This window comes from Microbulbifer maximicatervae (SeqCode) (assembly GCF_052467325.1).
On sequence record NZ_CP174310.1, the window covers coordinates 4,514,094 to 4,533,760 of the forward strand.

Annotated in this window: 19 protein-coding genes; 5 read left to right on the forward strand and 14 right to left on the reverse strand. The window is 48.4% G+C overall.

Going from position 1 to position 19,667, the window contains the following annotated elements:
- Window positions 1–103 precede the first annotated feature (103 nt).
- On the reverse strand, window positions 104–508 hold the full coding sequence (locus ACJJIE_RS20160) for a hypothetical protein (protein ID WP_282934304.1): 405 nt from the start codon (window positions 506–508) through the stop codon (window positions 104–106).
- 272 nt (window positions 509–780) lie between these two features.
- On the opposite strand from ACJJIE_RS20160, the gene ACJJIE_RS20165 reads away from it, so the two are divergent.
- Together ACJJIE_RS20165 and ACJJIE_RS20170 are read left to right on the forward strand one after the other, a co-directional pair.
- Window positions 781–1,233: a methylglyoxal synthase gene (locus ACJJIE_RS20165; RefSeq protein WP_444892770.1), complete on the forward strand. Its 453-nt coding sequence runs from the start codon at window positions 781–783 to the stop codon at window positions 1,231–1,233.
- A gap of 185 nt (window positions 1,234–1,418) precedes the next feature.
- Window positions 1,419–1,844, forward strand: a complete 426-nt coding sequence (locus ACJJIE_RS20170; RefSeq protein WP_413664360.1) for an ExbD/TolR family protein — start codon at window positions 1,419–1,421, stop codon at window positions 1,842–1,844.
- Between the two features lie 126 nt (window positions 1,845–1,970).
- Here ACJJIE_RS20170 and ACJJIE_RS20175 read toward each other — a convergent pair whose 3' ends face one another.
- A complete protein-coding gene (locus tag ACJJIE_RS20175) occupies window positions 1,971–2,753 on the reverse strand; it encodes a tryptophan 2,3-dioxygenase (RefSeq protein ID WP_444892771.1) in 783 nt (260 codons plus the stop codon).
- A 129-nt stretch (window positions 2,754–2,882) separates the two neighbouring features.
- On the opposite strand from ACJJIE_RS20175, the gene ACJJIE_RS20180 reads away from it, so the two are divergent.
- From ACJJIE_RS20180 to ACJJIE_RS20190, 3 genes are all read left to right on the forward strand, one after another.
- A complete protein-coding gene (locus ACJJIE_RS20180) occupies window positions 2,883–4,130 on the forward strand; it encodes a Zn-dependent hydrolase (RefSeq protein WP_444892772.1) in 1,248 nt (415 codons plus the stop codon).
- A gap of 88 nt (window positions 4,131–4,218) precedes the next feature.
- Window positions 4,219–5,139, forward strand: coding sequence for a dimethylarginine dimethylaminohydrolase family protein (locus ACJJIE_RS20185; protein ID WP_282934299.1), 921 nt, complete (start codon window positions 4,219–4,221; stop codon window positions 5,137–5,139).
- Between the two features lie 214 nt (window positions 5,140–5,353).
- Window positions 5,354–6,133 (forward strand): enoyl-CoA hydratase, encoded by a 780-nt coding sequence (locus tag ACJJIE_RS20190; protein WP_444892773.1) that lies wholly within the window; start codon window positions 5,354–5,356, stop codon window positions 6,131–6,133.
- A gap of 43 nt (window positions 6,134–6,176) precedes the next feature.
- On the opposite strand, the gene glpQ is transcribed toward ACJJIE_RS20190, so the two are convergent.
- From glpQ to ACJJIE_RS20250, 12 genes are all read right to left on the reverse strand, one after another.
- Window positions 6,177–7,265, reverse strand: a complete 1,089-nt coding sequence (gene glpQ, locus ACJJIE_RS20195) for a glycerophosphodiester phosphodiesterase (protein ID WP_444892774.1) — start codon at window positions 7,263–7,265, stop codon at window positions 6,177–6,179.
- A gap of 165 nt (window positions 7,266–7,430) precedes the next feature.
- Window positions 7,431–7,850: a hypothetical protein gene (locus ACJJIE_RS20200; protein WP_444892775.1), complete on the reverse strand. Its 420-nt coding sequence runs from the start codon at window positions 7,848–7,850 to the stop codon at window positions 7,431–7,433.
- 459 nt (window positions 7,851–8,309) lie between these two features.
- Window positions 8,310–9,941, reverse strand: a complete 1,632-nt coding sequence (locus ACJJIE_RS20205; RefSeq protein WP_444892776.1) for a long-chain fatty acid--CoA ligase — start codon at window positions 9,939–9,941, stop codon at window positions 8,310–8,312.
- Between the two features lie 100 nt (window positions 9,942–10,041).
- Window positions 10,042–11,505 carry a M48 family metalloprotease gene (locus tag ACJJIE_RS20210; protein ID WP_444892777.1) on the reverse strand — a complete coding sequence of 488 codons (1,464 nt, stop codon included), beginning with the start codon at window positions 11,503–11,505 and terminating at the stop codon, window positions 10,042–10,044.
- A 30-nt stretch (window positions 11,506–11,535) separates the two neighbouring features.
- Window positions 11,536–12,198 carry a hypothetical protein gene (locus tag ACJJIE_RS20215; RefSeq protein WP_444892778.1) on the reverse strand — a complete coding sequence of 221 codons (663 nt, stop codon included), beginning with the start codon at window positions 12,196–12,198 and terminating at the stop codon, window positions 11,536–11,538.
- A 12-nt stretch (window positions 12,199–12,210) separates the two neighbouring features.
- Window positions 12,211–12,873, reverse strand: coding sequence for a hypothetical protein (locus ACJJIE_RS20220; protein WP_282934292.1), 663 nt, complete (start codon window positions 12,871–12,873; stop codon window positions 12,211–12,213).
- 23 nt (window positions 12,874–12,896) lie between these two features.
- Window positions 12,897–13,901 (reverse strand): VWA domain-containing protein, encoded by a 1,005-nt coding sequence (locus tag ACJJIE_RS20225; RefSeq protein WP_413664370.1) that lies wholly within the window; start codon window positions 13,899–13,901, stop codon window positions 12,897–12,899.
- Window positions 13,898–14,980, reverse strand: coding sequence for a vWA domain-containing protein (locus ACJJIE_RS20230; RefSeq protein ID WP_444892779.1), 1,083 nt, complete (start codon window positions 14,978–14,980; stop codon window positions 13,898–13,900). The genes ACJJIE_RS20225 and ACJJIE_RS20230 overlap by 4 nt, the downstream gene beginning before the upstream one ends.
- Window positions 14,970–16,274, reverse strand: coding sequence for a hypothetical protein (locus tag ACJJIE_RS20235; protein WP_444892780.1), 1,305 nt, complete (start codon window positions 16,272–16,274; stop codon window positions 14,970–14,972). The genes ACJJIE_RS20230 and ACJJIE_RS20235 overlap by 11 nt, the downstream gene beginning before the upstream one ends.
- A 38-nt stretch (window positions 16,275–16,312) precedes the next feature.
- Window positions 16,313–17,107 carry a MotA/TolQ/ExbB proton channel family protein gene (locus ACJJIE_RS20240; RefSeq protein WP_282934287.1) on the reverse strand — a complete coding sequence of 265 codons (795 nt, stop codon included), beginning with the start codon at window positions 17,105–17,107 and terminating at the stop codon, window positions 16,313–16,315.
- A gap of 24 nt (window positions 17,108–17,131) precedes the next feature.
- Window positions 17,132–17,341 carry a hypothetical protein gene (locus tag ACJJIE_RS20245; RefSeq protein ID WP_444892781.1) on the reverse strand — a complete coding sequence of 70 codons (210 nt, stop codon included), beginning with the start codon at window positions 17,339–17,341 and terminating at the stop codon, window positions 17,132–17,134.
- Window positions 17,342–17,350: 9 nt separating this feature from the next.
- Window positions 17,351–19,441: a PEGA domain-containing protein gene (locus ACJJIE_RS20250; protein ID WP_444892782.1), complete on the reverse strand. Its 2,091-nt coding sequence runs from the start codon at window positions 19,439–19,441 to the stop codon at window positions 17,351–17,353.
- Window positions 19,442–19,667 lie beyond the last annotated feature (226 nt).

Consider the following 19,667-nt stretch of genomic DNA (forward strand, 5'->3'; position numbering starts at 1 on the left):
CCAAAGGCAACCTTATGAGTTTTGCAATGGGAGAGGGGGAGAGGACTGACCCAGTAACAGAATATCTCTGTCACTGGGGTGATATGGAGTCAATCGTGTAGCTTTATAGTGGCCCGTAGGGCAAATAACGATTGTTGGAATTCTGGCGAATCCATAACAGTTGTTCTTTTGTTAATGGCGTCGAGCGTTGCTTGAGTACTTTGGCGAGGGGAATTACTGCAGACTCAGCGCCGGCGTCCCAGCCTGGCAGATTCATTTCTGCCAAGGTAAAGAAGCGAATCAGTTGCCACAGCTGGGCACTGTTCCAATGTTCGCTCTCTTCGATCCAGTGTTGGAAGGGAAGGCGAATAAGTGTGGAGGGTACTTTTTCAAACGCCCCTACTGATTCTGTAAAAGGTTTATCTGACTCTGCAATTTCGATAAGTCTGAGCAACTGCTCCCTGTTGAATTCTTCACTGGTTTCATTCTGTGGGCCACTTACCTGTGGCTCCCAGGCTCCTACGCTCATACTTACTCCTTATAAAGGTCCGGTTTCTTGCTGTTGCATTATAGCGAGGGGGGCTGTGTTCAGGGGGATCTTACTCTAGATAACAATGAATAAAGAGGTCTTTGAATTAATCCACATTACTTCTTCGAATCTAATGAATCGTTTTGTAGTAATTTTGGAAGTCTTTATAAAGGAGTTGGGTTGCGATAACAGGGACTAAACCTACGGGAAAATCAAATCTGTCGGTGCTTATTTGAGATACTATAGAAGAGACTCTTGATATTGAGGTTCAAATGGAATTTATTGCTAAAGCACTGCCGGCGACAAAGCGAGTGGCTCTGGTAGCCCATGACAACCGTAAAGACGCCATGATTCAGTGGTGTCTCAGACATCACAATCTGCTCAAACGACACCAGTTATTGGCTACGGGGACTACTGGTGAAAAAATTGAAGATGCGACGGGTTTAAGTGTCGAAAAGCTCTTAAGTGGCCCTCTGGGAGGTGATCAGCAGCTCGGAGCGAGGATTAGCGAGGGGCAGGTGGACTTACTGATATTCTTCTGGGACCCCTTTGAGCCCATGCCCCATGACCCAGACGTCAAGGCACTACTGCGTATTGCTGCAGCGTGGAATATCCCAGTGGCTTGCAACCAGAGCAGTGCAGATATGGTGGTACAGTCACCATTGATGGACCAATCCTTCGAGCATGAGGTGCCTGACTATCACAGCTATCTAGCAGGACGTTAGTCGGAATTTTTGCTTAAAATTTGATCTTTTCTGTTGGCTCGATTCTGTAACTTATTGATTTTAAAAGTTTATTTATCTGTGTTATCGCTCGCACTTGCAATGCTTGCGAAATCGCGGCAATCTTGCCCACCAGATTAGACCGGTCAATCCGGCACCCCTGATATTTGAAAATTGCACGGTGTTTTATGAGTAGACGACGCGGAAAGGCCGTAGAAGAAGAAAAGGCAGATATCGACCTGACGCCCATGTTGGACGTTGTGTTTATCATGTTGATCTTCTTTATCGTGACTGCTTCATTTGTTAAAGAGAAGGCGCTGGATGTGAATGTGCCTGATCCGAATGAGACCAGCAATGCTGAGCCAGATCCTACCAAGCAGAATATTCTGTTGATGGTTAGCGCAAATGATGAAATCACCATGGCGGATGGCAGCCGTATTGACAGCCGTGCTGTACGGGCCCGTATCGCCCAGATGTATGCGGAGAACCCGCAGGCAATGGTGATTGTGCGTGCACACAACAAGTCTAGTGCGGATACTTACGTACAGATTGCGGATGCCGCGAAGGAAGTGAGCCTGGGTATTCAGGTCTCCCTGGTACCTTACGAGGACTAAGTTCCCAGTGAGTTACCCGCGCTTAAAAAGCCAGCATATTGCTGGCTTTTTTCATTTGTGAATTATGGTTTTGAACTGGTCACAAATTGGGGGGGTACTTAAGTACCCCTCAAATCAAATCCGATATCAGAATTCTGAACGAATTGCCCAGAGGTCGGGGAAAACCGGTCTAAATAGGGTTCCCTGTAAATAACCTACCCCGCTCGATCCACCAGTCCCCATTTTCCTGCCAATTGTTCGCTCGACCATTTTTACATGTCGGTAACGCCACTGTTGTAACGAAGTATCGATGTCCACCAAAGCCTCACAGATTTCACTTACCAGTGGATCATTTCGATAGACATCGATCAGTATTTTCTGGACGGCTGAAGAAGGCTCCGCAACTTGGCTAAAATCCCTTTCAAGCTCAGTAATAGGTACCTTATGCCCCTCGTGAACCAAAAAGTTTAGGAAAGCATCCCAAAGGGTCGGCGCCTCAAGACGCTTCATCAAGCGCTGGTAGTGCTCTGAGCCAGGGGTATAGTTTTCCAGCTTTTTCGGGTCCTTGGCTCCATAAAGAAATTCCAACTCGCGAAATTGGTACGACTGAAAACCACTAGCTGTGGATAGCCGATCGCGGAAAGACATAAACTCCAGTGGGGTGAGGGTTTCCAGGATATCGACCTGTTGAATCAATGTACGATAAACCGTGTCGACACGCTTTAGCGTATGCAAAGCGCGATTGCGATCCCCTGCATTGAACAGTCGCACCAGGAAATCCAGTTCATGCAACATTTGCTTGAACCAGAGCTCGTAGCTTTGATGAATAGTAATGAAAAGTAGTTCGTCGTGCTCGGGGCCATCGGAAAGAGGTTTCTGGCACTGCAAAAGCTCGTCTACTTTTAGGTAAGAGCTATAAGTTATTGTCATAGTCAGCTGCTTCCTGAGTGTGTTTTGACCAGTTACAAAATAATGCTCTCTTTAGCCGGTGTGGATCAAAACAAAAATTACGGCAAAGTGATTAATATTAGACCCATTATAAAGCCCGGAGCTCTTTGAATGGAAAACCCTGCACAAAACCTACGTGTCAATGGCTCTCGCCTTTGGAATAGCCTGATGGAAATTGCTGAGATAGGTGCGACCCCAGCGGGTGGATGCAATCGACAAGCACTGACAGATGAAGACCGTGCAGGGCGCGACCTTTTCGTGCGCTGGTGCCGAGATATAGGCTGTGAGGTCAGAGTGGACCAGATGGGCAACATTTTTGCCCGTCGACCGGGAGCAGATAACAGCTTGCCTGCGGTAGTGACTGGTTCTCATTTGGATACCCAACCCACGGGTGGCAAATTTGACGGTGTATATGGCGTATTTGCCGGCCTGGAAGTTCTGCGCACTGTAGAAGATCAGGGCATCAGGACCAAGGCCCCGCTAGAGGTGGTTGTATGGACTAATGAGGAGGGGGCACGCTTCTCTCCTGCAATGGTAGGCTCTGGGGTTTGGGCTGGCGAATTTAGCTTGGAGTATGGGCACAGCCGCGCGGACAAATCGGGTATCACCATCGGTGAAGAGTTGGAGCGGATCGGTTATCTAGGTAGTGAGCCCGCTCAGCCGAGGGTTATTAAGGCTTCATTTGAAGCGCATATCGAGCAGGGTCCAATTCTTGAGAAGCAGGATCAAGTTATTGGTGTTGTTACCGGCGTGCAGGGCATTCGTTGGTATGACGTAACTTTTTACGGGATGCCTTGTCATGCTGGCCCCACCCCGATGGAGGATCGCCGCGACCCAGTCCAGGCAATGTCTCTTTTATGTGAGCGCCTGTATCGCGAAGTTCGAGAGTATTCAGAAGATGCACGTATGACTTGCGGGGATCTAAGGGCGGCGCCGGGTAGTCGCAACACTGTTCCCGAAGAGGTTGTATTGGCACTGGATCTACGACACCCCTTGCCCGAAGGGCTAAACCACCTGCATGAAGCTTTGTATAAAGCAGCTGAAAAAGTGCAGGAACAGACGGGTACCAGAATAGATATCCGCGAAGAGTGGTACTCACCTCCAGTCGCCTTTGATACGCATTGCATTGATTCGGTTAGCAGCGCTGTGCAGACCTTGGGGTATAGCAATCGCAAGATGGTCTCAGGTGCTGGGCACGATTCTGTATACGTCTCCCGAGTTGCCCCTGTCTCTATGATCTTTGTGCCCTGTAAAGGAGGGCTGTCGCACAATGAGGCGGAGTCGGCTGAACCAGATCACCTGGAGGCAGGTTGTAATGTGTTGCTTCATGCAATGCTAAACAGTGCGGAATTGGTATAGGTAGCAGTTAAGGTAGTGCTTCTGCGATCTGCAGGCGATGCACTGTCTTTGTTTCGGCATAATTGATAACAAGTTGGAATATAGGCGAATGGGTAATTTTACTTTGAAGTACCGTCAGGATAACGGCGGTACGGCCCCCCTGAGTGAGTGGGGGATGGATTCAGAATACGGTGTGCTGCGGGATGTTCTAATTGGACCTGTGGATAACTTCAGTTGGCGCACTGGCAATGCGAGTGCACGACGTGCTGAGCGTCTTGGGATGAAGTTTGATCACAAGGTGGCAGTGGCACAGCATGGAGAAATGCTCGATGCCTACCGCCACGCGGGAGTGAAAACGCACCTAATTCCAGCGGACAGCACATTGCCCTACCAAATTTACGGTCGCGATTCTTCGGTAATGACCCCTTGGGGGCCTATCGTGACTCAGATGTTCAGCCCTTGGCGCCGTGGTGAGTGGGCGCCCATAGTGAAGAAATATGCAGAGCTGGATATCCCTATTTACGACATTATCACCGCAGGCTCTCTGGAGGGCGGTGATTTTATGGTGTTAGAGCCCGGCGTCATTCTGTGTGGCTACTCCGGCGAACGCACCAGCCCGCAGGGGTTTGAGCAGATGAAAAGTTGGGTGGAAAAAGAGGGCTGGGAAGTTAAAGGCTACCAGTTCGATCCGTTCTTCCTGCATATTGATGTGATGGTAGCCATGCTTGCGGAAAAGCTGGCAGCGATTTGCATTGATGCCGTTGAGCCGGAGCTGGTGCAGTGGTTTAAAAGCCGAAATATAGAGATTATCGATATTCCCTTCCCGCAGGTATTGGAACTTGGAGTGAATGTCGTTGCCCTGGGGAACGATCGAGTGATGCTGCCTAAGACCAATACTGGGCTGGCGGAGAAGTGTCGCGCACATGGTTTGGAAGTTATCGACCCGGATATTTCTATGATCACTCCGGGGGGCGGTGGCGTTCATTGCATGTGCCAACCTCTGCGCCGGGATTCAGCCAATAAAGTTTGATTACTGTTGCTGGTTACCTAGAGGGCCCGGTCACTGGTGACCGGGTTAATCCCGTCAACGAAAGTGGTTGATTAGGAACTCGAACCTCTGGGAGTAGCGGTTAATATGAATCTCCTAAATAGATGGCCTACAGCGGATTAAAAGTGGCTTCCGTTGGGGTTCCATAATTAGGCTACTGAAGTAGCCCAATCTACTTCTTACCCCGGAGAACAATATGCAAAGCGAATGCGCTGAAATTCAGGCTCAGCTTAAGGACCGCATCCTCGAGATTACGATTAATCGACCCGGGCGCAAAAATGCCCTGACTATGGCCATGTATACCGCGATGGCAGGGTTATTGAATAGCGCAGCTACAAACCCGGATGTTCGCGTCGCGATTATTACCGGTGCTGAGGGCATATTCACCAGTGGTAACGACCTGACAGATTTCCTGGGCGGCTCTGCCGAAGGGGAGGAGTCTCCGGTTTTCCAGTTTATGAGTGCTCTTTACCACTTCCCCAAGCCGGTAGTTGCAGCTGTTAATGGCCCCGCAGTAGGTATTGGTACGACCATGCTGTTGCATTGCGACCTGTCTTTTGCTGGAGACGACGCCATGTTCCAGATGCCGTTTGTGGACCTGGGGCTGTGTCCAGAGTATGGCTCCAGCTACTTATTGCCCAGGATCGCCGGCCATGCTAAAGCTTCTGAACTATTACTGTTGAGCAAGCGTTTTAGTGCTCAGGAAGCCGTTGAGATTGGTATCTGTAATGCCGCAGTGGCGCCAGAACAGGCCATAGTTCGAGCACGTGAAGCCGCAGCTGAGTTAGCGAGGAAAGCTCCGGCCGCCCTGCGTTTAACTAAGCAGCTTTTGCGCAGAGCAACTCAAGAGAAAGGGTTAGAGTTTATTCAAGACGAAGGCCGTTACTTTAAGGAGCGCCTCGCCTCTGATGAGTTTAAAGAGGCTGCTATGGCCTTTATGGAGAAGAGACCAGCGGACTTCTCCAAGTTTGATTAAGTAAAAAAGGCCGCGCTATGCGGCCTTTTTTTTGATTTCATTTTTAACGATCCCTATGTCCCCGGGAAAGATAATTAACGGCTCTGTCGGGGTGGTCGGTAAAGAGACCGTCAATGCGCAGTTGATATACAGCGAAATGCAGGAAGTCCTCGAAGCTTTCAAATTCTTCGGGAACCTTGCCTGTATCGGCGCGGAAGGTGTAGGGGTGAACCTCTAGTTGTCTGCGGTGTGCCCGGCGGACAACACTGTTAGCTCTTGGTTGGCCATCCGTCACTTCCATTAACATAGGATACCAGGGGCCAATCCCATCTGCGTAGGTGGCGATTTTGCGCAAGCCCTCCTGTTGCAGCATCCAGTCATAATTGTACTTTTCAATTTCTCCATTCACTTCGACCAATTTTTCCCCCCAGTCGGTGGCGGCGATCAATTGAACTAATGATAGATCCATCCCCATGGAGGGCATTAGTTCAAATTTAATTCGCTGGAGCTCTTCTGCGTCAAAGCACTGGAAGAAAACTTTGTGATCGCGATCGGTATAGCCGTATTTTTTGAGTGATTGCAAAGCTATAGAGGCAATATCTTTTCCTTCCCAGTGATGGAAGTAGGGTTTTTTAATCTCCGGGTAGATGCCAATATCGTAGCCCAGGGATCGGTTAAGCCCCTGGATCAATTCCAGTTCTTCCTCAAAGGTGGACAGCTTAAAGCTAGATTTCCATATTGGAAATCTCTCAGGGTATTTTGCTTGAAGTCCATCCTCACTATCTATGAAGGGCTCTGATACCTGAAGCTGTTTAAGTTCGGTCAGGGTAAAATCGATAGTGTAAAAGTGACCATCATCGCGAGCGCGCTGGGGAAAAACGTTGGCGACATTAGTTACGCTATCTAGATAAATATCGTGCATTACGATCAAGTGATCATCTTTGCTGAGTACCAAATCTTGCTCGATATAGTCTGGACGCATACCGTAAGCCAGCGCTTTGGATTCGAGGGTGTGTTCAGGTAGGTAGGCTGAGGCACCTCTATGAGCTACCACAATAGTTTGTTTATTTCTCTGATCAAAGTTGTCCGCGCAGGTTAGTGTTGCGGCTACAGAAAAGCCAATCAACACTACTGATAGAAGGTTTTTTAACATGTGATAAAGGCCCGTGATGAATTGTGGGGCACTTTCTAGCAGAGAAATATGACAGGGATATAACTGAATACGAGAGCCCCGTCGGGGCGAGGCTTTCGCAGAGCGAGCGTAGAGCTATTCAGCGCGGCTTCGTCTATCTGATAGGCATTATGAACCCTGGACACTCTAATTTCTTCTCTCTTGAAGCTTGGCTTTGAAGGCTGCTCGATTTTCTTCTTGAAGTTTTTTGAACTCTGCTAATTGCTGATCCGTCAGTACGGTGGACATTTCACTGAGCGTAGATTTTCTGATAGCGGCCATTTCTTTGCCTAACTGGCGCTTCTCACGAAAGCTCATCTTTTGGATAGCGCCAGAGGGACTTTCTATGTTAACGCCGTATTTTGCAAGCACTTGGCGGCGTTGTTCATTGGCTGATTCCAGGATTGGCTTTACTTTTTCTACCTGCTCATCAGAGAGGTTAAGCTTGGCTTTAGTTGCCTCTAAGCGCTCCGCAAGTTGTGCGGCATGGTCATTATCTGCCCAAGCTAGGGTATTTGCAGAAATGGTAATTATTGCAGCGATTACCAAACTGAATAATTTCTTCATTGTGACTTCCTCGTTAATGAGTAAATGCCGTTGCTGTGAGGAGTATGATAATGGCTAGATTGTAAGCCAGTGCCATCCAACGCAAGGAAGTGTAAATTCCCTATTCCCTCTCACATGGACTGAGATATTCCAGGATATCCACAGTCAGATACTTCTACTCAAGATAATTCTAGACAATTCTGGTTGGCTAGTGCGCCTAGGTAAGTCAATAGAAGATAAACCGATATCCAGTCAGCCCGGAAACCATGAATCGATAAGGGTTAATAGTCAGCAAGCAAAGATTGTCGCCTACAGAGGAACCGCTGGTTTAGGTATTAACAGGAAGTTAAGCACTCTAAAACGGCGCTATTTCGGCGCCGTCAAAATTTAATCAAGACTTGAGGTAGGTAAAATTGCGTTATTACAGTGCAACGCTTTGCTATGCCGCGATGATGCCTGCCAAAAGCGTCTTAATCCCCTTCACACAGTGGCTTCGTGAGACCATAGATAGTCGGCATAGATTTCTCGAAGGTCTTTTTTGCTGACTTTGCCTGTAGCCGTATGGGGGATTTCCTTGGCAATGACACAGTCATCGGGAATCCACCAGTTGGCAAAATGCCCTTTAAAGGATGCCAGAATCTCCTCAGTTTTTAGTGTTTTGCCTTCAGCAGGAACAATGATCAGGAGAGGCCGCTCAGCCCACTTTTCATGGGCAACCCCAATAACAGCGGCTTCGGCTACTCCCGCCTGTGTCATAGCAAAATTCTCCAGCTCAATAGAGGAAATCCACTCGCCGCCGGACTTGATAACATCCTTAGTGCGATCAGTGATTGTCAGGTAGCCGTCAGCATCGATCGTGGCAACGTCACCAGTATCAAACCAGCCGTCTTCGGTAAGTGCTGACTCTTTGGATTGGTAGTAGCGCTCACAGACCCAGGGACCACGCACTTGAAGGGCTCCAAAAGCCAGCCCGTCTTGTGCCAAGGTATTTCCCTCGGGGTCTACAATACGCATCTCGACCCCAAAGCCCGCTCGACCCTGCTTGAGCCTGAGGGCCTGTGCTTCGTCTTTAGAGAGGTTCTCAGGTATGCGGGCATTGTAGGTTCCCAGCGGGCTCATTTCAGTCATGCCCCAGGCGTGATGGGTATATACCCCATGCTTTTGCTCGAATTCCTCCATAATACTCCAGGGGCAAGCCGATCCACCCACGACTACTCGATTCAAGCTGGGTAGGGTCTCTTCACTTTCCCGCAGGTACTTGAGCAGGGCGAGCCAAACGGTTGGAACGCCGGCAGCGATAGTAACGGCTTCCTTTTGAATTAATTGACTGAGCGTTTCTCCACACCCCATTTTGGGGCCAGGTAACACGAGTTTTGCTCCAACAGCCGGTGCCGCATAGGGTATTGACCAGGCGTTGACGTGAAACATGGGAACAACAGGCAATATGGCTTCGTCCCTTCTAATCGCAAAGACATCTGGCATCAATACGCCGTAGGTATGCAGCATCAGAGAGCGATGGGAATAAAGCACCCCTTTGGGATTGCCTGTTGTGCCTGATGTATAACAGAGTGCTGCTGCACTCTCTTCCTCTAATTCAGGCCATTGAAACTCAGTGGGCTCTGCTGCAATCAATGTTTCATAGCAGTAAACATTGCTCAGGCTTGTGGCGGGCATATGTGCTTTATCAGTTAGCACAATGATGCCTTCAATCGAATCTAGATATTCTGCCAGAGATTCGATTAGGGGCATAAATAGTGGATCAATAAACAGCCATCGATCTGCGGCATGCTCAATAATGTAAGATATTTGCTCAGGGAAAAGCCGGGGGTTAATGGTATGGCAAATGAGCCCGCTGCAAGAAGTTGCGTAGTAGAGTTCAAAATGCCGGTGATCGTTCCAGGCAAGAGTACCAATTCGATCTCCATCATTGGCTCCAAGCTTTTGTAGTGCATTTGCCAATTGCGAGACTCGCTCAAAAGCTTGTTGATAGCTATAACGAAAATCGGGGTTATCCAAGGTAACTGAAACAATCTCACTATCCGGTGAGTTGCTTAGAGCATGCTTCATAATACCGGTGAGGATGAGCTGGGATTGCATCATCATGCCATTCATCACTTACTCCTTATTATTATCTTTTATTTTCAGATAGACACTAACCCTCCAAAATTTTGGGGGGTGATAGAAAAAGGATTAGGGGCTGATTCTTATAAAATTATTGAACGATCTTTATCCATTCTCCGGGCTTGGGTTCTCCTCGGGGATAATAACCATTTAAGAGGCGTAATTGCTCCTCTGCATATTCGCCGATTTCCATATGTTTTGCCAGGGAGGCAAAAGTAGTTTTTTCATTGGCCTGGACGTAGCGCAAGCGTTTGATGTCCTTCTCTTCTACAATGTCAGTTTGTCGTAGCGGCCTGAAGCTTCTAATGCTGGTCAGGAATAAATTGTCATATTTATCAATAGCTTCTGGATCTGAGTCTTCATCATTTGTGACTTTTCCCTGCAGTACAAATTGTCTGCTACCATAAAAAATTACCGCAATTCTGTCTGGATCTGCATCCTCTTTTTCAAGCGGTGGAATTTTTCCGGTATGGCCTTCAAGTCGATATTGATTGAGTTTCTCCCCTTTCTCCAGTTGTCGTAGATCGAACTCTGAGCGCAGAGCCATGTCAGCGGGCTGGTTGCCATCGCGTTGGGTAACTGTAATGGTAATTTGTGCACTTTTATCAGGTGCAGAGCCGACAATGGCTGAACGTTGATTTTCTACCAACCAGCCATCGGGAAATAAAAGGGAGAAGCCCAGCCGCTTGTGATTGTAGCGATTTTTAGTGGACTGCTGTGTGTTTTGTCCGTACACAAGGCCATCTGTTTTTTCCCGATAGTATTCTACTTTGGTTTCTTTGTTATCTTCGGGAAGCTGGCCCGCAGCGTTTACAACTTCCTGTAGGCGAAGGTCATTTCTAGGGTGAGATGCAAAAACACCGTGGTAAGTTTGCGGTTTCTTGCCCTCAATACGGGCACGGCGTCGGGCAAATGTCTCCTGATCCTTTAATAGCCCAATAACATTGATCATAGCCTGGGGGTCATAACCAGCGTTGAACATATACTGGGCGCCGAAGCGATCGGCTTCCAGTTCCATCTCGCGGCCGTAACCCTTCACTGCAGCGGTGCTATATAAATTTGCAACATCTCCGACTACACCACTACCGGTAACCAAAACTGACAATACTGATACAACGCTGGCTCCGGTCGCAGCTGTTTTTTGCCTTACCGCATGACGGGCGGTGATATGGCCAATCTCATGAGCTAGTACAGCGGCCATTTCAGCTTCTGAGTGCAGGTAAGTTAGAAGGCCTCGGTTGATGTAGATATACCCACCGGGAAGGGCAAATGCGTTGATATCCTGGCTGTCGATGATCGTAAATTGGTACTTGATATCCGGTCTGTCGCTGGCGGCGGCAACTTTTTGCCCGACATGATTAACATAAGCGGTTAGGACTGGGTCTTTATAGATTGGAGTGCTCTCTATCAGCTTTTCATGCATCTCCCGACCGATGGAGATCTCCTTGTCCTCAGACATTAGAACCAGGTCAGGCTTATTGGTGGCAGGGTTAAATGCACAGCCTGCACTGAGTATTAGGATAGCGCTGGCAAAAACACGCTCGATAAATTTCATTACCCCTGGCCTCCCGTAGCGTCTTAATTTTTATGAACTGGGTGTTACTGCTGGCATCAAGAATTGTTGGAGCTGCAGCGCCATTCCTTTACAGGCATTATTCTGGACTCTGGCGATTAGTGGTATTGGAACCACGATTGCGGGCATATAGGAGGTTCCTTTGGCATCTGCGCTAAGTTTCCCAGACAGTTCGCGGTCCCTGAAATCCCATACTGCTGCTTCGTAGTCAGATTCTTTATCCCAGGTCCCAAAGCCAAAGCACCCTGCACCCCCGGTACTGATGGTACAGCTGATAGAGCCGGCACTGGCTGTGGTCTCCGTCGAACCATCAATCCAGACGATGTACTTCACTCCATAGGTTTCCATTCGCTCACGGACACTTTCATTTTCCATCAGGCGATCTAGGGAGCGAACATGCATAGGTGCTGTCCTGGGTTCAAACCAGGGGTACATAAGATCGACAAAGTCTTGCTCTGGAATAATGTTTACACCTAACTCAGGGTTGTGTAGTTCTCTACCAACACAAGCAATTAAATCAGGCTCTGTTTCATATTCACTGGAATGACGACGGCCGAGGATGACGACGGAATCTCCTTCGGCAAGCTCACCATCGGAGCGTCGATACTCATCAATTACGACAGTGGTACAACCGCTAATAAAGACTATCGCTGCAACTAGAAGTGGCTTGAACACGATTTACTCCTCTTATTCAGCCTTTTTGGCTTTCACCTTGATTTCTCTCAGTGATAGCGATCGGCGCTTCCCAGAGAGAAAGGCCTGTAGTTCAGGAACTTTCCCAAACCCGGTATAGAGATTTGCTCCGGCATCGCGCAGGGCGATATTTATCGCCTGAGTTAATGCCTGTTCCTGGGACTGTAAAAATGCGGTAGGGGTTTTTCCGTATGCGGTTATTACCCAGTTGGCAACCTGTCCGCCACTGGGGTCAAATGCGGTCATGTTGTATTTAATCCATACCTCAAAAATATTGACTCTTGTCTCTCTGGGCATTGTGAACTGCAGCTCTCGCACTTCTGGAACTATCACCAGTTCGACATTGGCGGGGACTTCTTGTGGATAACTGGATAGAGATACGGTATCGGTAAACATGGAACCCAATACTGTTTCAAACAGATTTTTTTGTGCTCTGCCTGTGCTTATATTCCATTCTTCACGATCTTCACTGTCTTCTTTATAAGTGAAACTTTTAAAGTCCTCACTGAGGTAGAAGCCTACTGTTATTGGCAATTGATCGCCTATTGGGGCAGGGTAATTGCCATCCACCTGTACTGTATGACTGCAAGCACCCAGGAAGAAACTTACAAGAATAAGTACCTTTAGGTGTCCAAAGGAAGTCGACCTATACCTCATATGTTCCTCCTTGAATCATTTAACTAGCGAAAGTCATTCAACCCCACGAAAGTGCCGCCGTTTCGATAGGTGAGTTCGCGCATAAGGGCCGCAAAGCGCAGTCCTGTGGTTTGTAGGTGTGGAGGGCGAGAGAACTGTACAGGGAATCCTACTGCATGGATTCTGATATTTCGTTTTCCCTCACCGTGCTTAGCATTTACCCGTTCGACAGCTAACATAACCCTGCGGATTGATTTTCCGGTGAATTCATCGCCAAGCACATAAATACTGATTTTCTTACTGGGATCATAAAAGCTGCGGACGGCTTTCTGGATACCTTCAACAGGGCTGGAGTTACTAAAAGGATTCCAGGACTTCAACCGCTTTAGTATCGCTTGGCGGCGCCCTGGGGTATCAGGTATCCACTTGTTTCGATAATTGAAGAACATATAGTCCCCCATATCATTCATGACCTGGATACCTTTAACATTGGGATAAAGGTCTAGAGTATTGACCATCTCCGCCATCATTCGGTCCCAGCCGTAATTAAACATACTGCCGGAGGTGTCGATAATGAAGAGAATGTATTCGCTGTCGACAGGGATTCCGCCAATAACATTGTTTTTACGCTGGTAGTTCTCGCCCAGTAGGCGACGCATTTCATCAGTGATGGATTGTAGTGCAATGGTCAGCTCACCTTTGAGTTTGCCATCCTCACTTTGCCCTTCGGTTTTACTGGCAAATTCTGCTTGAAGTGCTTCCAACTCACCGCGCAGGTTGGCAATTCTCTTGCGCTCAATATCGATTTGTTCTCGCTTGGAATTTAGGTCCCGGTTGATAACTGTGGTCTCACCACGGATTTCTGCCAGCTGTTGCTGTAGTTCCAATACCTGCCCTTCGAGGTCAACTTCAGCTTCCTCTAATACAATCGGTTCTGCAGTCTTGGCGATCATCAGCAGCAAAACAATTGCGCCAAATCCACAGCAGATAACATCCAGGAAGGAAATGCTGAACTCCTCCTGGCGACGCTTTTTTTGTGCTCCTATCATGGCCAGTCCCTCGAAGGTGCAAGGAAAGAGCCTTTGCTTTGCATCGCCAGCTTCCAAAATTCACTAGCCGCAAATGGGTCCCCCTCCATTGGGGCAAGAATGACATTGATGGGAATATTCTTGGGGAGCACTTTGACCGCGCGCTTGAATAGACTGCGCCTGTCTCTACCCGAAATAGTGGGTTTTCTGGGCGCACTCATCCCTTGGGTCGGTAACCCATCGGTAATGAGAATAATGTTGTCGGGCAGTGGCGTCATAGCGTTAATAGCGTTAAATACTCTCTCTAGACTGGTACCATTTTCCGGCACTACTTCATCTAGCCCCTTGATAGCCTGGTCCAACTGGTCGCGGTCATCCACATTGAGCCAGCGATCTTCTGTACCGGCTATTGCGGCACGAAAAGAGGTATTAAAAGTATAGATCTGGTATTGGCTATCTCTGGGAAACTGAGCAGTAAGCCAGGAGACTGTGCTGACGGCCCTGCGCCATTTTTCAGTTTTGCGTTTTACCGGTGAAGACATGTTACGGGCGCGTATTATTTTAATAAGCTCGTCGCCGAGCATAGACGCCGATGAATCCAATAGTATCAGGATGCGATTACCGCCTAGGCGCAGGCCGGTGAGGTATTGACGATCTCCATCACCGACAAATTTGCGAACGTTATTTCCCAGCTTTTTATTTTCTTCCTCAAGGTTCTTTTTCGCCTGCTCCAGTTTTTTGAGTTTATCTTGTAGCCTCTTGATATCCTCTTCTTCATCGATACTGTCGATTTCAGCGATATTGCCTTTGGTTTCCTCTATTTGCTCCAAAATGCGTCTGGCAAGCCCTTGAGCCTCAACCAGTTCATCACTAACGATATCCAGAGTATTTCTGGCTTGAACTAAGTGTTCCTGTCCAAATTCCACCTCCTCTTCCAGAAGGTTCACCTCGGCAGTGAGATCTTCAGTCTCTACTTCAACTTGGTGATCGGAGCCGTGTTTGATAATAAGAAAAATTAACGCTACTGCCCCAAAACCACAGGACATGATATCGAGGAAGGACAGGCTAAATGTGGAAAAACGACGCTTTTTACGCCCCATATCGCTCCACGCTAATCGCAGTTATCACATCTTGATAATCTGCAACTCCAATTGTATCGCCGGCATTGAGATTAACGGGTGACTCAATCTCTTTTCCATTGAGTGTGAGCTGAATTCCAGCATCCACCCGCAAAGCAAGTCTGCCGGCATGATTTGTGACTGTTGCGGCAGGGTGCTCCGGTGGTGTTGGGGTGACTTGAAATTTCTCGTCATGCCAGAAAACGAATAGAGGTTCCTGGGCGGCCAGTGCCTTGTGGCCAAAAAGTAAATGTGTCGCTAGGGTTTCTGAGGATTTCTCTACATGCACTTTGACCTCGTTGGGGGGGAGGGCAGTGACAGAGTTGATCAGTTTCAATGTACTGCTATCACTGCGTAATTCTTTCCAGCGATGATTGATGGCATGTGCAATGGAGTCTCTTGAGAGAAGATGTACACGTTGGGCCAATTGAATTCCCCCTGGGATATCAGCCCAGCGATGGGAGATAAAACTCACACTTTGACTTTCCTCCAGGTTTTCAATCATTGCTCGTATACGGGATAGGAGAGGGGTTGTTGCATCTTGAAGCTGCCGCAGGCTGATCTTTGCTGTTCGATCATCAAGTTCAGCTAGAACTTCTCCGTGACGCATCGCTCGATCAGTCCACTGGGGCATCAAATCATAGAGTTGCTGTTCTGATTCAGCTGAATGGAGAGGGTCAAATCGGCACTGCATAATAAATGCATCGGTAAATACGCGAGCCCAGGATTCCTGGAAGTTGTGTAGTCCTGCGTCGGCAACAGTTTCTACCGTTTTCACCGTGGCTTGCTTATCCACAGCAATCTTTGTTACCAGTGTCTGGTGGAGTTGTAGGTCGATATGCAGTTGGATTCCTGCAGGAGCCAAATTACCCAGGCACGCGGTTGCTGCATCAACAATGCCTACGATATTGATATCGCTGACTTTAATAACTCCCAGAAGTAAGGCCAGTTGTTCGTGGGTAAAATTGCCGGGAACAGCGAGAACAATTTCATCGGGAAGGTCACAGTGCTCCGCTATTTCCTGAAGGTGGCAGTAGACCAAGTCGGCATGGTGGCGGCAGCGTTGATTTTCTGACTTTAGCGACTCGAGGCTCAGTCTTCTCCAAAACTGGTTGTTAACCTGAGTCGGATGGCTCCTGGCACGCATTTGAGCTGAGGTACCAATATGAATTTTATTGTGTTCAATAACTGCAATTCCAGGACTTTCCAGTACTTCGTTAGTATTTGAAAATACACGTAATCCGCAGTCATTTATTTCCAGGACGCCTTGTCCCATGGGTTTATTCCTCGCTACGACTTATTCAGGTAAAACCGCTAGCTGATTTTCAGGAAACGCAGTAAGCGGTTGTCACAGTAACTTTGTGTATCCAACACCAGGCGCTCCTGCATGAGTTGTAGCTGGTGAGTAAAAAACATAATGACGATACTAATTACCAGGGCGATAAAGGTAGAGTTAAACGCGACCCCCAGACTTACCGTCACGCCAGCTATATCCCCCTCTACGGCTCTATGCGCCTGTGATAATGCTTCGCCGATACCTCGTACCGTGCCAATAAATCCGATAGATGGAATAGCCCAGGTAATATAGCGAACCATTGCCAGTTCAGAATCGAGTCTGTCTCCCTCAGTTTCGCAAACCTCTTTTACAGAGTTGGAAACGGCGGCGACATTCTTGGTAGAACCGAATCTCTGCAGGGCGGTGAGTAGTGCCCTGGGAACTAAATATCGTCGTTCCTCTTCAGGAAGGGCTTGTATCGGGCGGGATAAATCACGGGTATCCTCGGGAAGAATAGGAGTTCCCTCGCTGATATTAAGTAGAGCCTTGTCCAGTAATTTTCGCTCGCGAATGCTTCTCTGTGCCTTTAGTCCCATAATGGCCATTGCCCACAACATCAGAACAAAGCAGGCCTCTTGCTCATAGTCGCGCATCACAATGTAGATAGAGCGTTGTTGAACGTAGGTTTCCCCAGCGGCCTCCCTCGCCAGTTGCTCCTCAATTAGCGCATCTGCATTAGGGCGAATAATGGCGACATAAATCGCGTGGACCAAAATAATAGACCCCAGAAGAGCAAAGACCTGGAAGACAAAATCTGATGATTTAAATTTCATGGCGATACTCGCTAGAAGCTATTTCTATATATCTACGGGAAAGGAAACCGATAAGTCTTCGGAGATTTCTTCCGAGGCCTTATAGTCATCTGAATTACTTTTATTCCTAGTTATTGGTGCTTCTTTCTTGGGGGTTACTGCCGCTGTTTGTTGGTTCTCTTCCGGCTTGTTTTCATCTTCTGCGTACACGAAGTTGATAAATAGAAGCAGTAAGGTAAGTAATAAAAATTTCACACTAGTCTCCTAATTCACCCAGCGGGCAAGGCGGAAGCCAATATCATTACGAGCGGATTCTCCGTAATCACGGTAGGAGAGGCGCAACTCAGTCAGTCCCGAATGACGCCAGCTGGAACCACGGATTACATGGAAGTCCCCATCCTCTGGACCGACAGGGTTTTCTTCGATACGTCGGGATAATCCGGTCCCTATCGTGTATAGATCGTGAATCCATTCAGAGACATTTCCACCCAAGTCATAAATACCAAAAGCATTAGGACTGTAGCTACCTACCGGTGAGGTAGCTGCGTAACGATCACTGTAGGTGCGAAGGACTGCAGGAACTAGTTTTGTGGCAGTAGTATCTGCGTAGTTTCCGGAATTGCTCTTTATTGGTAGCTCATTTCCCCAAGGGAATTTTTTCATGGTGCCTTGATCGTATCGTGCAACCCAGGCCCATTCGGCTTCAGTCGGTAAACGATAACCGTTGGCTGCGCCATCAAAGCCAACAACACGCCCGGCTTCCGTCAAATAGACCGGTGCAAGGCCGTCTCTTTCACTGAGCCAATTGCAAAATAGCACTGCCTCTACCCAACTGACATTTACAACTGGCAGATTGTCATTGTCGAGACTGACACCATTGACATGGCTTGAGGTATGCAGGCGCTTGAAACGCCGATATTCCCGGTTGGTAACTTCAGTGGTCCCAATATAGAAAGGCCGATTTAGAGATACCTGACGCATAACCTCGTTTGCCCGCCGCCCCTGTTCTCGCCGGGATGATCCCATGGTAAATACGGCGTTGGGGCGCATGAGTTTCATGGTGCCGCCAGCTGCGTGACGCAAAGTTGATGGGGTTTCTCTCCAGCGCGCTTGTTCGGATGTAAGCAGTACCGCCCTGACAGTTTGCTCCAGTTTGGTGCTGGGAATGACACGAGTGTCAAATTCCTGGTAGCCCTGTTTGCGTACGACAATGTTATGGCTGCGAGCTGGCAGGTTGAAAGTTTGTCCACTGTTCCCGGCGTATTGACCATCAATGTAAACTTCCGCATCTGGAGGGACGCTACTGACGTGAACCCTGCCGTACACAGCATTTAGGTTTATATTCAGGTCACGCTGTGTTCCAGCACCGAGGTCAACAGTGTGCTCAATAGAGGCGTAGCCATCCTTGAAGAAGCGAAGTCTATGCCTGTGGCCGGAGGCCAATTCCAGTTCCAGTGGGGTATGACCTCGAAACTCTCCGTTGACTGTCACTCCCGCTCCCTCTGGGGTGGTAACAACGCGTAAAAGTCCATCAGCAGGTCCCAGGCTGACGGTTGCTAGCGTTTGATCGACACCGGCTGTAACAGCGACAGGAATATCGACAGTTTTATGTTCCGGCAGTGAAATGGATACGGTTCTGTCGCCCTGAACTAACTCAGTGGTCAGTGGTGTTCTGCCGAGAACTTTTCCTTCAACCGTGACCGTGGCCCCGGGAGGGTTGCTGCTGACGGTGATATTGGCCCAGGCCGGTCGAAGCGCGGCCTCCAGTGTGTGGGTATTGTCTAGCCCCTCAACATTGATTTCACGGGTGAACGGCAAGTACCGGTCTGATAGGACAGTCACACGCATAGGACCTGCGTTGATTGCTTCCACAAGACCATTTTTATTGGGTACTTCCCGTCCATTGATAAGGATTTTTACTGGTACAGGGGGCGTTGTTTTAACCTGTAGGTGGCCTGGAAGTTTTTCCAGGGAAACAGAGTGGCGACTGTGTCCGTCACGTTTTACTTCGACTTCGCCGCTCTGGGGTAAGTAGCCGTCGGCACTGATCGTGAATTGATAATTACCAGGTAAAACCAAATGGCCATCGCCCAGAGGGATGGCGAACCCACTGACTTTGATGCGGGCATCAACCGGGTTGGTATCAAAGATTAATGACCGCGCCATAATCAGATAGCTGAGTGCAAAAATAGCGAGTAAAAGGCAACCTGCGACAATCAATGCTCGCTTAGAAAGAAAGAGTCGCGCGCGGGTAGATTTTATTTGTACCGGGGTGAATCCAACTGGCTCAATCAGGCTTTGTTCCTGAACTGGCGGCTTTTCATCCTGGACAGGTACTGCTTCCTTCACTGTCATTTATGTTTCCCTATTGCTGGTACTTATAGATTTTTCGCAATGGCATTGGTTTGGCACGTATCGCTTTATGCTCAGTCAGCCTGACCAAAGGTGGGTACACAATTTTCTATCTGCAGAAAGCTTAGCTTGCTGGCGTAATCTGCATGGGGATTTATAGGGTGTTTGTCACAGAACACCTCGTTTCGCTCAGCTCAACGAGGTGTCTGTTGTCATCGCAGCTCATTAC

What these genes read in the sequence shown, in the direction of transcription:
- ACJJIE_RS20160 (WP_282934304.1), bottom strand. Translation starts at nt 508, where the DNA reads ATGAGCGTAGGAGCCTGGGAGCCACAGGTAAGTGGCCCACAGAATGAA.
- ACJJIE_RS20165 (WP_444892770.1), top strand. Translation starts at nt 781, where the DNA reads ATGGAATTTATTGCTAAAGCACTGCCGGCGACAAAGCGAGTGGCTCTG.
- ACJJIE_RS20170 (WP_413664360.1), top strand. Translation starts at nt 1,419, where the DNA reads ATGAGTAGACGACGCGGAAAGGCCGTAGAAGAAGAAAAGGCAGATATC.
- ACJJIE_RS20175 (WP_444892771.1), bottom strand. Translation starts at nt 2,753, where the DNA reads ATGACAATAACTTATAGCTCTTACCTAAAAGTAGACGAGCTTTTGCAG.
- ACJJIE_RS20180 (WP_444892772.1), top strand. Translation starts at nt 2,883, where the DNA reads ATGGAAAACCCTGCACAAAACCTACGTGTCAATGGCTCTCGCCTTTGG.
- ACJJIE_RS20185 (WP_282934299.1), top strand. Translation starts at nt 4,219, where the DNA reads ATGGGTAATTTTACTTTGAAGTACCGTCAGGATAACGGCGGTACGGCC.
- ACJJIE_RS20190 (WP_444892773.1), top strand. Translation starts at nt 5,354, where the DNA reads ATGCAAAGCGAATGCGCTGAAATTCAGGCTCAGCTTAAGGACCGCATC.
- glpQ (WP_444892774.1), bottom strand. Translation starts at nt 7,265, where the DNA reads ATGTTAAAAAACCTTCTATCAGTAGTGTTGATTGGCTTTTCTGTAGCC.
- ACJJIE_RS20200 (WP_444892775.1), bottom strand. Translation starts at nt 7,850, where the DNA reads ATGAAGAAATTATTCAGTTTGGTAATCGCTGCAATAATTACCATTTCT.
- ACJJIE_RS20205 (WP_444892776.1), bottom strand. Translation starts at nt 9,941, where the DNA reads ATGAATGGCATGATGATGCAATCCCAGCTCATCCTCACCGGTATTATG.
- ACJJIE_RS20210 (WP_444892777.1), bottom strand. Translation starts at nt 11,505, where the DNA reads ATGAAATTTATCGAGCGTGTTTTTGCCAGCGCTATCCTAATACTCAGT.
- ACJJIE_RS20220 (WP_282934292.1), bottom strand. Translation starts at nt 12,873, where the DNA reads ATGAGGTATAGGTCGACTTCCTTTGGACACCTAAAGGTACTTATTCTT.
- ACJJIE_RS20225 (WP_413664370.1), bottom strand. Translation starts at nt 13,901, where the DNA reads ATGATAGGAGCACAAAAAAAGCGTCGCCAGGAGGAGTTCAGCATTTCC.
- ACJJIE_RS20230 (WP_444892779.1), bottom strand. Translation starts at nt 14,980, where the DNA reads ATGGGGCGTAAAAAGCGTCGTTTTTCCACATTTAGCCTGTCCTTCCTC.
- ACJJIE_RS20235 (WP_444892780.1), bottom strand. Translation starts at nt 16,274, where the DNA reads ATGGGACAAGGCGTCCTGGAAATAAATGACTGCGGATTACGTGTATTT.
- ACJJIE_RS20240 (WP_282934287.1), bottom strand. Translation starts at nt 17,107, where the DNA reads ATGAAATTTAAATCATCAGATTTTGTCTTCCAGGTCTTTGCTCTTCTG.
- ACJJIE_RS20250 (WP_444892782.1), bottom strand. Translation starts at nt 19,441, where the DNA reads ATGACAGTGAAGGAAGCAGTACCTGTCCAGGATGAAAAGCCGCCAGTT.